The sequence below is a fragment of the Vibrio sp. B183 genome (assembly GCF_000740665.1).
Lineage (GTDB): Bacteria > Pseudomonadota > Gammaproteobacteria > Enterobacterales > Vibrionaceae > Vibrio > Vibrio coralliilyticus.
Genome location: NZ_JPQB01000003.1, coordinates 48,239 through 61,233, shown reverse-complemented (window position 1 = coordinate 61,233; position 12,995 = coordinate 48,239). Strand labels below are relative to the sequence as shown.

The window sequence follows — 12,995 nt, the reverse complement described above, 5'->3', positions numbered from 1 at the left end:
GTAATAAAGGATGACAAACTCAAACGGTTAGCGCAATCAGATAGACGTTAACGAATGTTATTTTTGGACTTTTCTGACAATTGATAAATAGGCTGATAATGCGGTTCAGAAATCAGTCTCATCTGGCTGAAGCCTTGATTAAGAATTTGGTAACGACGCTTTTCTTCGCCCACCTGAAATTCAACATAGCTCCCATTAAAGCGGTAACGCGTGTTAACCACACCACCGTCAATCACCACACCGGTTTCATTGAGCACGAAGCGGTCTGCAGAGTAAGGCGCCACACCCTGTTCGACCCACGTTCCATAAACCATTGAATTAGGATGCGTAATATCCTGATATCGGTCGTAGAGCACTTTGGATACAAAGATGGCAGCTACGGCCAGCACAACAGCAGCAATCAATACTCCACGCTCTAACAATTTCTTTTTCTTCAAATTTGACGCCTACTTTGAACTTCATTAACCAGCTAATGATAAGTTTATTTATTAAGTTAAGTGTTAGCCTAATTACTTAACTTTGCTAGAAATAAGTATGGTTCCCACCACACCTATAACATTCAAAAATATCTCCAGCTATTGAGTTGATACGTTTTTTGGCGCTCTCTCCCAAAAAGCCCTTGCCGCCAAGGGAATAAAATTGCAATATAATCACATATAAATTCATCTTTGTTGGATAAATAGTGAAGATTCGTAATACCGCTTTAGTCAAAGGCTTCCGCCAATCGGCCCCTTACGTGAATGCCCACCGTGGCAAAACCATGGTCATCATGCTGGGTGGCGAAGCGGTTGCTGATAACAATTTTGCTAATATTATCAGCGATCTGGCTCTGCTTCATAGCCTAGGGGTCAAGATCGTCCTCGTCCATGGTGCGCGCCCGCAAATCAATCGAATTCTGGACCGATTCCAACATGATACGCCCTATCACAAAGGCGTTCGTATTACCGATGAAACTAGCCTAGATATCGTCATGCAAGCCGCAGGACAACTTCAGTTAGCCATTACAGCCCAGCTGTCGATGAGTCTGGGCAATACGCCAATGGCCGGTACTCAGCTTAACGTCGTGAGCGGTAACTTTGTCATTGCACAACCACTTGGTATCGATGATGGGGTTGATTACTGTCACAGTGGTCGAATTCGTCGAATTGATGTCGAAGGCATCAACCGTACACTCGATCAAGGCTCCATAGTGCTACTTGGCCCAATTGCCAGCTCAGTAACCGGTGAATCCTTCAACCTTTTATCCGAAGAAGTTGCAACTCAAGTTGCACTCAAATTACATGCTGACAAGTTAATTGGCTTTTGTTCGGAACAAGGGGTCATTGATGAGAATGGAAATGCTGTTGCTGAGCTCTTCCCGCGTGAAGCAGAGCAGTTTCTCGAAAAACTTGAACAAGACAGCGACAATAGCGAAGACAGTGCCTCGGGTACTATCCGCTTTCTGCGTGCAGCCACAACCGCCTGTCGAGCAGGCGTCCCACGCAGCCATTTGGTGAGTTATAAAGTCGATGGCGCCTTGATTCAGGAGTTGTTCTCCTTAGATGGTATTGGTACTCAAATCGTAAGAGCGAGTGCTGAGCAAGTTCGCCAGGCTGACATCGACGATATTGGCGGGATACTAGATTTAATTCGTCCTCTCGAAGAACAGCGCGTACTGGTGAGGCGATCTCGCGAGCAGCTTGAACAAGAGATTCATCAGTTCACCATCATCGAAAAAGATGGCCTGATCATCGGCTGTGCAGCGCTTTACCCATACACTCAGGAAAAAATGGCTGAGATGGCGTGCGTCGCCATTCATCCAGAATACCGTGATGGTAATCGTGGCGTCTTGCTGCTCAACCATATAAAATTACAATCGAAGGCTCAGGGGATTAAGCATATTTTCGTTCTGACGACACGCAGCCTACATTGGTTCCGCGAACAAGGCTTCTATGAAATGTCTGTTGATTTTCTTCCTTCGCAAAAGCAAAACCTCTACAACTACCAAAGAAAATCGAAGATTCTAGCGATTGAACTGTAATGCATAGTGATAAGACAAAGAGCTAGGCAGTTTCTTTGTCCTGTCTCATCACTGAAACGCTGTTATCACTATTTAGATCAATTTTTCCGCTTTATTTTGTCGCATTAACTGGTTAAAATTCGAGCTCCCTAATAACCCGCTACGGGAAAAAGGGGAGCCCGATTGGACTCGTCTTCAACTTACAGGCACCTAAGCCTGGTAAGTCGCACGGATTGCTTGAGGTAGATAACAACGTCACTAAGAGCAAATGACCGATGAAAACCATCATCTGTAACTCGATCCAGAGTTTCTGGGATATGGCTGATAACGAACTTCTGGAAGGGCTAGACGTCCACTGCGTCTTTCCTGTCAGTAAGGGTTTAAAAGCATTTATATTGAACTACCAGCAGAAGTACGGCATCCGCAGTATCTCTTTCAGCCAGGCAATTCAATAACTTCTCTCAATAGCCACGGATGGTAATTGTTATAAACGGTTTACCAAGCCACTCGCTCTCTCAGTCCTGATCTTCACCCCTCGCGCCAACACTCTGTCATCCACATATAAACTCAATTTTTGCTTTGCACGTGTAATGCCCGTGTAGATAAGCTCACGAGTCAGAATTGGCGTAAATTCCGGTGGCAATATCATCAAGGTGTGCTCAAATTCACTACCCTGTGATTTGTGAATCGTCATCGCGTAGGCTGTTTCATGCTCTGGTACTCGGCTTGGAAGCACAGCTTTAACCGAGCCATCGGGAAGTTCGAAAAACACCTTCAGTCGCTCAACTCCGTCCGAGTTATCACGTAAACAAAGGCCAATATCACCATTGTACAAACCCAATGCGTGATCGTTACGTACCACCATAACGGGCCTTCCGTGATACCAAACCCCGTCCTGAACCTGAATCATTTTACGTGCGTTTAATGCTCGCTCTATGCGTTGATTAAGTCCTGAGATGCCAAAATCTCCTTCTCGAACGGCACACAGCAAACGACATTTTGCGAACAGCTGCAGCGCATCTTTTGCACGCTGATGAGTGGTTTCCGGTTGTTCAGTGTTGGGATCCACCACCACTTGTCCGATTCGCTTTAAATAATGGCTGTATTCCTGTGCCAATGTTTGAATCATCTGACTGTAGTGCTGACCATCAATAGGAAATCTCGCTATGTCTTCGAAATCTCGCTGCCAGACCCAATCGACTTTTTGCATTGAGCCGGAATTGATCGCTTTCGCTAATTGTCCGATACCTGAGCGGGCATCAAATCGGTAGCTCTTTTGCAGCATGCACAAACTATCAGCAATAGTCACCGCGGTATTGGAGGAGTGGGCAAGTGTCTGGTAACCAGTAAGCTGAGCAATCACACCAGCGTGAGCGGCGCTGTAACCTCGTTGGTAAAAGGAGCAAATGTCCCCCAGCACAGCCCCAGCTTCCACCGACGCGAGCTGATCTTTATCACCGAGCAGTATCAAACGGGCATGTTTAGGCAGTGCATCAACCAGCTTGTACATCATAGGTAGATCCACCATAGAGGCTTCATCCACCACTAAGATATCAAGGTGAAGTGGATTGTACTGGTTGTGACGAAATTCAACGCTGTTTGGCACCGCTCCTAGCAAGCGATGCAAAGTGCTGGCATCGGTTGGGATTTGCTCTTTCAGCGCAGGTTCAACAGGCAATTCTGCTACCGCCTTACCGATAGATTCCGTCAGGCGCGCAGCCGCTTTACCTGTCGGAGCGACGAGCTTAATCACCGGAACATCGCCAGCTTGCTGAGCCTGAGTGATCAGAGCGGCAAGTAATTTCGTCACTGTGGTGGTTTTTCCGGTACCCGGCCCACCAGAAATCACCGCAAAGCGTCGCGTCAATGCCACAGCTGCCGCTACCTTTTGCCAGTTAACACAAACCGACACGGGTACCAGTTGATCCAGTACGTTCAAATTCTCTATTTTGGTCGCACCAAGGAGCTTTTGGTCTATGGTAGGCCAATCGAGCTGTTCGCTGCTCACTACATCAAGATGATCGCAGACTAGCTGCTGTCTATGTACCTGTGTCGAACTCCCATCAGATTGCGCGGAGGCCAGAGCAGTATAGAGATAGCGATAGTTTCTGGCGAACAGATGATTCAGCAACTCTGTCAGTTTTTGAGCATCAGTAGGCTTTAGAATCATAGGTGACCCAAAGCTGTTCAAGCGATTTGCCAATACAACTTCGTAATGCCAATAGCGATGCAGGTAAAGTCGCTCACCGTCAAAAATCATTGGCGATGTCTGCCCTTGCTCCCCGACCAAAGATGAAGCCTGAAGTAGTGATGGCCAATCTGCCTTTTGTAGCATTTGATTTAGCCCGATAGCTGCATCACCAAACAGCCCCAATTTAGCTGCCAAATCCACAGGCTGTCCGTAACTGTCAAACAGTGGTAAGCAAATATGCCCCTTACCTAACTCGCAGCTGAGGATTGCCGCAATAAAAGCAACGTAATCATCTTTACTTTGAGCAAGAATAAAACGAGCAAACTGATAATCAATCTGTCGGATTGAACCTTTGCTCGCCAGAGGCTGAAGACGCGAAAAGAGATCTTGCATGATTAGAGTAACTCCATCTGACCAGAGCTGGACTGTTTCGGTTCAATAGGACGCCCATCAATCAGGCTGTCCATGTCTTCGAGAAACTCAAGTGTCGGACGTGCAGAGAAAATGCCGTGTTCACTTGCTCCATCCATGCCGCGTAAAAACAGGTAATAGACTCCGCCGAAGTGAGTCTGGTAGTCATAATTTGGTACACGAGAGCGCAGGAATCGGTGTAAAGCCAACGCATAAATTTGATATTGCAGATCATAGCGGTGATCCGCCATGGCCGCTTTCAGGGCCTCGCCATGATAGTCAGCGACATTATCTCCAAGATAATTAGATTTCCAGTCAAGTACGTAATACTTGCCCTGATGTTCAAACACCAAGTCAATAAAACCTTTCAGCATTCCCTGTGTGGAATGAAAGCCCAGATCGCCCGCTTTGGCAGACAGAGGGTCATGACGCTGAATAACTCGATTCAATGCTGGCGCAGTCAGTATTTCAATCGGTAGCAAGAACTCCATTTCAACTAATCGTTGGGCAGGCTGTTTTTGATTGAGTTGCAGTTGCTTACCATCTAATGGCGTTGCCAATACCGTATCGACGAGTTGTTGCAGTATCGGCAACCAAGCTGGGTCAAGCTGCTCACTTTCCATCAAATTAACAATGATTTCGCTATTGCTGTCTGAGGTTGCAGATTCGGTAAACTCAACCTCTTCAAATAAGGTGTGAAGGAAGGTGCCTGGTCTAGCGCCTTTCGGGAAAGTAAAAATACTTTTCTCAGGTTCTAGCTGCTCTTCCTCCTGCTGCTCATCAGAAGAGTCGACATCCAACAACAAAATATCCGTCACAGCATCGTCAAAATGGTGGCTGGCTCCCTGCTTAACCAAACCGGAATAACTAGTAATCCGCCAATTACGGTCGATTTCATTTTGCAATTCATTGGCATGCAGCGCTTGCTTCTCTGCTTCGCGAGCAACAAGCTTTTCATTCACACTCTCAGGTAAATCCGCCAACCGGACACAACTCAGCTGCTGAGCGTGCTGTTGCAACGCAGCGGTTAAATCGGCGATGCCACCTGGCTCACCATTTTGTAATAAGTACCCCATCGCACTGTGGTGCACGCCAGTCGGCTCTTTCGTCGAGCGACCATTACGTAGCGGCGCCGCACCGACAAAGCAGCCATAAACCGCGCGAGTGAGCGCCACGTAGATCAAGCGCAGATCTTCCGCCAGCCGCTCCTTGTCAGCTTGCTGCAATGAAGCATCCTGTTTGGTGATATCCAGAATGGTTTTGTCTGAAGCACTATCGTAATACTTGGCTTCACTCGCCTCTCGGTAACTGAATACAAACGGCAAAAATACCAGATCGTATTCCAATCCTTTTGATTTGTGGATGGTGACAATCTGCACCAAATTGCGCTCTGATTCCAAACGCTGGATCTGCTCCTCACTGCCCCCGAGACCATTGCGGGCATCACTAATGGACTGAGCCAACCAGCGCAGCAAACCGTGGTCACTATCGAGCTCTTGGCTGGCTTGCTGAAGTAGCTCTCCTATGTGCATAAAGTCCGTCAGAGATCGCTCGCCATTATCTTCTTCAAGCAATCGTTCTGCGATGTGTCTTTTACTCATCACGCTGCGCAGCATCGGCAATACGCCACGTTGACTCCATAAGCGGCGATACTCTTTAAACTCATTGATGGCATTTTCCCACTCATTTTCATCGTTATTGAGTTTGTCGAGGGTTCCGGCATCAAGAGCAAACAGCTCAGAAGCAAGGCTGGCTCTTAAAGCGCGATCATTTTCCGGCGTGAGCACCGCTTGGAGTAATCGTTGTAAGTCTTCTGCCACCTGTGAGACAAATACACTATCTCGGTTAGACAGATACACGCTGGCAATCCCCTGCTCAGCCAAGGCCTGTTTGATCATTCGACCTTCACTGCCAGTTCGCACCAATACCGCAATGTCTCCGGCCTGAATCGCGTGTTGAAACTTCCCGTCATCAAAAAACGCACGCTCGTCCTGAGCCGCCGACAGAATACGATGGATTTCATCAGCACAGGCCTGCGCCATTGCTTGATGATATTCACCTTTCGCCAACGGCTTCTCCTCGGCTTCTTGTAACCAGTAAGTCATTGCCGGTTGACGCTGTCCATCTATCATCCACTGACGTTTGTCTGCATTCGGGCTCGATTTAACCGGAAGAAACGGAATGTCATCGTCATAAACAAACGGGCTGCTCGGCGTTTCGAACACCTGGTTCACCGCTGCGACCATGTCTGAACTCGACCGCCAGTTAGTACCAAGAGTGAAGTGGGAGGAGACCTGATTACGTGCCTTGATGTAGGTAAATATATCCGCGCCACGAAAACCGTAAATCGCCTGTTTGGGATCACCAATCATGAACAAACCGCACTGAGGGTGCTCAAGATAGATACGGCTGAATATGCTGTATTGAAGCGGGTCGGTGTCCTGAAATTCATCGATCATGGCGACCGGATAGAGAGACCGGATTCGCTGCGTAAGCAGCTCACTGTCATCTTCATCAATCGCTGCGGACAGCTGAGTCAGCAGATCATCAAACGACAACCACTGTTTCTGCTGCTTGGCCTTCGCCAACATCTCGCGGCACTGTTCTATGGCGTGTGCCAGCAGTGGTGCTTCAAGACTAATAGGTTTGGCGAGAAACTGCTCGATAGCCACAAAAGCGGGATGGCTTGGCGCCTGCCCTTTAGGGGTCTTCTCTTGCAGGATATTCTGCGCAAACTTTTCTAGTTTATCCGGGTACTCATAGCCCGTGGTTTCACTCGCGGCCCACATGTCCACCGTTTCAAGCCAAGCAGGCAATGATTTCTTGGTGTAGCTACGCTTGTTGACATCCGAGTCGCTAATGAGAGCAAGATAGTCTTGTTGCCCTTCGCGCCAAGTTTTTTTGAGTTCATCAATCTGTTTGAGATTTTGGCTATGCAGGTCAGCCATACTGCCTTGCATTGCTGGCACTGAGAGCTGCAAAGGCGCCCCAGTTAAATAAGGGCTTATCTTTTTCAGCAATTCAGCAGGCGCTCCCCAAATTCGGCGCACTTCTCCGGCAAGATTAAGCGGTAATGGGTAGAAATTACGTCGCCAGTAGTCTGCCACAACCTGAGCTTTAAGGTGACTCTCATCAGTAATGAATTCATTATTAAAACGACTGCCAGATTCAAACGCATTTTGAGTCAACATACGCTGACAAAAACCGTGAATCGTATAGACCGCAGCTTCATCCATCTGCCTTTCCGCTTGAAGGAGAATCTCAGCCGCTTGAGAATGATCTTCAATGGCTTCAAGCAAAGGTTGAATCACGGGATCACCGCTTTGGCCACGAGAAAAAGCCAGTCGCGCATCATGAATTCGGGCTCGAATCCGGTCTCTCAATTCGGCGGTCGCAGCCTCGGTAAAGGTCACCACCAGAATTTGGTCCACCGTTAGCGGCTGCTGGTGTTTGCTTTCCGCACAGCCATGACCAAGCAGCAACCTGAGGTACAGGCCAGCGATAGTGAAGGTTTTTCCGGTTCCGGCAGACGCCTCAATTAAACGCGCGCCATGAAGCGGAAAAGTCATGGTATCCAGTGACGTTACCATTGACGTGGATGTCATAAAATTCGTGCCCTTGATGCATTTATTCCAGATCCAAATGTGATCCAGACTTTAAAATGATATTTATCAATAAAAATCCCATTCAAGATAGGATTTTATGAGACCTCTCTCACGGCAAGCGGCGAGTCTTACCGATAGTATTCGCTGCACGACTTACGCAGGCAGTACCTGACGCTAAGCAACCGAATCATGGTCCCTCTGACCTGTGGCCGTACAGAAAACGCCCTACACCAATAATGATTTCCTGGCGGCCACCTACTTCTCTATCTCTTGATTATCTTTCACTGCCAATCTCGGCGCTTGTAACACTAATGCCGTCAACGTCCTGACTTGCATCGCCAACTCATCGCTCCATTCAGGCCAGATACGAGCAATGTAAGCGTTCGCGCCTTCCCCATGACTAAGGTAACCATCGTTAAATGTGTCTGCCATTTTCTTGAGTGACTTTTCTTCATCATCAGCCCAATTACCACGGCTAAAGCCCGCTTCGACACAAGCTAAAGCGGTATTCGGGAAGTACGTTAAAGGCGTTGTCATTCCCTGATAGAACAAGCAAACCAACTCTCCCAGCGTCGAGTGAGCAGCAGCCGCACTCTCGAGTGGCGGAAACGTGAGGTGCACAGCTCCTTCTTTGCGGTCATAACCGACCATATGCGAGCATTGCTGATGCCCCATCGCGTTCATAGCCAAATGATCGATCCAGACAGCAAGGTAATCCTGAGCGCGGATTCGCCCACTGCGAAAACGAACTAAGCCCGATTGATAGCTTTGAGTTAGCCAACCTGTCAGCTGAACAAGCTTTCCTTCTCCCAGCACATCAAAGGTCAGTTTCACTTCAAGATCGTCGCTCGGTGAGCCACATAACCAAGTGAGCTTTTCTACCAGCTCTTCAGCCTGCACTCGATTGGTTTCAAATTCTATATCACCAAATGCGCCTACTGGTAGCTTACCTTGAGCACGTTGATGTGCGATGAAGTCGTCAATAATGGCTTGCTGATCTCCTGCTCCACTGAGCTGGTGTTCAAGCAATAATTCCAACAGGCTATCGCGCATTTGGTAGCTTTCTAAGCCATTTAGAACGAATGGCTCATCATCTTCCATTACAGGTAACGGAGGCTCAAACACCACCTTGAGACGGCGATTGAAGAAGTACTGCACAGGCAAACGCCAGAAGCGTTGTAACTCAACCAAATCCAGTTCGAGCGGATAGACTGTATCTAACAGGTAATCACTTAACTGGCGATTGAACTGGCCACCAACTTGTCCTTGTCGATTCGCCGCAGGCAACCACTCCTTGGCATAACTGGCATTTTGTTCAACAAAAGCACTCGGGCTAAATGGCACCATAGAGTGACTGGCACTAATACAATTCAGCAAACGTTGACCCGATTCGTCGACCGCTAACGCTTCATCTCCTGCCAGACAATAGTTTTGTTGGCAATATTCCATCAACTCAGACACCAATACTGACGGTACGCGCTCAGTATTGTCCTGAATCGAGCGACCCACATAGCTGATATAGAGCGTGTGTTGCGCTGACAACAAGGCTTCCAAAAATAGATATCGGTCATCATCCCGACGAGAGCGGTCACCAGGTTTCGCCCGGCCATTCATCAAATCAAACCCTTCTGGCGGAACCGTTCGTGGATAAATCCCATCGTTCATTCCAAGCAGGCAGACAGTGCGGAATGGGATCGAGCGCATTGGCATCAGAGTACAGAAATTCACTTGGCCTGCTAAGAAGCGCTGACTGACTCGGGTTCCGGAGAGTTTGTTGTGCAAGTATTGAGAGACAATGTTTGGCGTCAGATCCTGCTCATACGCCGCTTCTTGAAGTTGATCTTTCAATGACGTCAGCGTATCCCGAATAGACTTAAGCGCCGCTTCTCCTTCCAGATCCACGCTAAAGAAGTCATCCAGCGCAACCGTCAAGGTTTCACGCCAGTGTTCAATGGACTGAGTCTGAGCCAATTGGCTACGGTAATGGCTGACGGTTTCGATAAAATGAGCCAGTTTCCCCGCTAACTCAGCGCCCATCCCCTGGACCTGATTATAAGGGGACAACAGCCCACTTTCGGTTTCCAGCAATCCAGCAGACTCAGGCATAGCGTAACCGAGCAACATGCGCTGAATGCCAAATTGCCAGGTGTTTTGCGACGTTTCAGGCAAATCAAATTCTTCGCCAGTGTGGTGATTAAGTCCCCAACGAATGCCCGACTCTTCGACCCATTGTTTCGCTTGAATGAATTCATCTTCATTCAAACCAAATCGCGCCAAAATAGCAGGCGTTTCGAGCAATTCGAGTAACTCAGAAGCAAGACAGCGAGTATTCGGCAAGTTCACAACCTGCATAAAGGCATGCAAGATCGGGCTTTCCTGATCAGCCGTTCGGTCAGAGATGGAATAAGGGATAAATCGTTCACCCGGCGCATTACCAAACACCGCCTGAATGGCCGGACTGTAGGCATTAATATCCGCCACCATAACAATGATGTCGCGTGGTTTAAGGCTTGGGTCGGCATCAAACATCGCTAGTAACTGATCATGCAGTACTTCCACTTCACGCATTGGGCTGTGGCAAGCATGCAACGTGACCGAGCGATCCCACTCATCAATCACTTGCTTGTGATGGCTGTCATCGAGGGTATTGTCATCCTGATGCTCTTCAAGATTAAGGATATCGGCCTGTAAATGGTGCAACAGAGTGTCACGGTCAATATCAACGAAAGCTTCAATTTCATGAGACTCCAGTTGAGACAGTAAATACATGTTGTCTCTACCTAACTTGCCCATTGAAGCGAGTAAGCTGTTGCCCACCACATTGGTGTGCAGTTCGTCATCAAGGTTTTGCTCAATATCGCCTTTGAGCTGCTGTGTTTCACCTTCTAGCTCAGAATGGTCTTGTTTCCATACCAGATGTTGTCGATGCCGAGCAGCCAAGCGCGCGAGGTATTTACGATCGCGTACCTCGCCCCAGTAGTAACGACAGGGGTTAGTAAACATCAGATGGACATCAATATGCTCACCGATGGCTTTCAGCGCATCCATATAGCGAGGTGGTAGCGAAGTGATGCCAAACACAAACAATCGCTTCGGCAAATGATCAAACTTACCGCTGTAGTTTTCCAGCGTATCGATGAAGTGTTCGTAAAGGTTGGCACGATGATAGGGCGACTGCCCTAGCTCAATAGTGTGATCGTACAGAGCCTGCCACAGAATAGGCTGCCAACTATGTTCTTCTTCCAGCTCAGCTACAACTTGGCCTGCTTCCCAACTGGCGATCCACTCAGGGCGATAAACCAGATAGCCGTCGAAAATATCAGCGATTTTTTCGGCAAGTTGATAGAGCTTACTCTGGTCATCGTCATCCACTAGGTAGCGCTTAAGTGCCTCAAACTCAACCTGTTCAAGAAGGTTAGGAAGAATGAACATTAACTTCCAGGTCATAGCTTCTTTGTTGAAGGCGCTTCGCTGTGGCACATCGGGCAGCACCTGAGTGAACATATTCCAGATGAAAGTAGCAGGCAGTGGGAATTCAATGTTTGCGGCAACACCAAACTCTTTAGCTAACTCCATTTTCAACCATTGCGACATACCCGGGCTCTGAACCAGAATTTGCTCTTGTTCGAATGGGTTTTCTAATGGATTGAGCCGAACCAACTCGACGAGTAGGGATTTTAAAACGTCAACTTGGTTGGAATGGTAGACAGTAAACAAAATGCACTCACACTATTCTTGCCGCAATTGGGTTGAGATTAGCATAAGTGCATAGCTTTCTTGATAATTATACGCTTGTCAGTGCGTCAAAAGGTTACGCATTACGCACTATGACCTTATGAGGCTGATAGAAGCTGAAGTAACGCCATGCTACATACCCGACAACACCTGTCGCTACTACCAGCTCCAGACCCGCTAGAGTATGCACCTGCTCAACATACCGAGCGTCAATACCTGTCTGCTGCATCCACCCTGCTAGCTTAAATAACGCAGTAGAGCCTATAACCATTGGGAAAGTAAACGCGGCATAACCAGGGCTAAATGGTAACCTCAGCAATCTGAAAAACGCGAGGTAGATAATCGCTGTCATCAATACACCAATGCCAAACAACAAACCAACAATCACAGGCGATGGCTGCGCTGAAACTGTCAGGTATCCTGCCAGCGATAAGCTCGCGGGTGCTGCCATAATGGCTAAGGTTGGCTTGGCTGCATCAGGCACCTGATGGGTAAACATAAAGCGATAAATCATCATTGGTAGCATCACAGCATACGCCAACATGCCGAATATCAATGCACCATGCGCAATCACGACCAGGTCTGGATTTCCCGAAAATGAAACGTCAGCAACAATGATGCCTACAGGAGGTACAAACCAGCTTGGTACCATGTGATGCAGTTCAAACTCCTGAATTCGATGGTAGATAAAGCTGACAAGGAAAACAATATGCAGACCGACGGCCCCCAACCAAAGCACATCACCCATCACTGGGGAAAAATGGCCGAGTGAATTAGTCACCACCATCGCCCCCATCGCAAATGTTGGAACAACACTGCCAACCACAGGGTGAGCTAAGTCCTGACTCAACAAGTGTCGGTGAAACAGAAATTTGATCGCCAAAACCACGAGCAACACACTTGCTATCGCTGCCCCGCCCAACTGGCCATAACCATTTAAAGGCGCAAAATTTTCCCAACACCAACCTAAACTGGCAATCCCTAGCGCTAATCCTGCCATAGGTGTCGGTGCACCCATCACTTTTACTTTGGTCGCTTGAATCATCATTGCCTC

At 48.0% G+C, this 12,995-nt stretch carries 7 protein-coding genes; 2 read left to right on the top strand and 5 right to left on the bottom strand.

Annotation, left to right across the window (positions count from 1 at the left end):
* Positions 1-47 precede the first annotated feature (47 nt).
* Entirely contained in the window at positions 48-437 is a 390-nt protein-coding gene (locus IX95_RS02195; RefSeq protein ID WP_038156421.1) for a DUF2850 domain-containing protein, read from the bottom strand.
* Positions 438-682: 245 nt separating this feature from the next.
* Here IX95_RS02195 and argA point away from each other — a divergent pair, with 245 nt between their 5' ends.
* The gene (argA, locus tag IX95_RS02190; RefSeq protein ID WP_021458436.1) at positions 683-2,020 is read left to right on the top strand and encodes an amino-acid N-acetyltransferase; all 1,338 of its coding nucleotides are present in this window, start codon (positions 683-685) and stop codon (positions 2,018-2,020) included.
* Positions 2,021-2,274: 254 nt separating this feature from the next.
* Positions 2,275-2,454 (top strand): hypothetical protein, encoded by a 180-nt coding sequence (locus IX95_RS02185; protein ID WP_006959721.1) that lies wholly within the window; start codon positions 2,275-2,277, stop codon positions 2,452-2,454.
* A 29-nt stretch (positions 2,455-2,483) separates the two neighbouring features.
* Here IX95_RS02185 and recD read toward each other — a convergent pair whose 3' ends face one another.
* From recD to IX95_RS02165, 4 genes are all read right to left on the bottom strand, one after another.
* Complete coding sequence (gene recD, locus IX95_RS02180; protein WP_038156417.1) at positions 2,484-4,583, bottom strand: exodeoxyribonuclease V subunit alpha; 2,100 nt, start codon at positions 4,581-4,583, stop codon at positions 2,484-2,486.
* A gap of 2 nt (positions 4,584-4,585) precedes the next feature.
* Positions 4,586-8,206, bottom strand: coding sequence for an exodeoxyribonuclease V subunit beta (gene recB / locus IX95_RS02175; protein WP_038156413.1), 3,621 nt, complete (start codon positions 8,204-8,206; stop codon positions 4,586-4,588).
* Positions 8,207-8,461: 255 nt separating this feature from the next.
* Positions 8,462-11,923, bottom strand: coding sequence for an exodeoxyribonuclease V subunit gamma (gene recC / locus IX95_RS02170; RefSeq protein WP_038156412.1), 3,462 nt, complete (start codon positions 11,921-11,923; stop codon positions 8,462-8,464).
* A 94-nt stretch (positions 11,924-12,017) separates the two neighbouring features.
* On the bottom strand, positions 12,018-12,986 hold the full coding sequence (locus tag IX95_RS02165) for a TDT family transporter (RefSeq protein WP_038156648.1): 969 nt from the start codon (positions 12,984-12,986) through the stop codon (positions 12,018-12,020).
* Between the last annotated feature and the right edge of the window lie 9 nt (positions 12,987-12,995).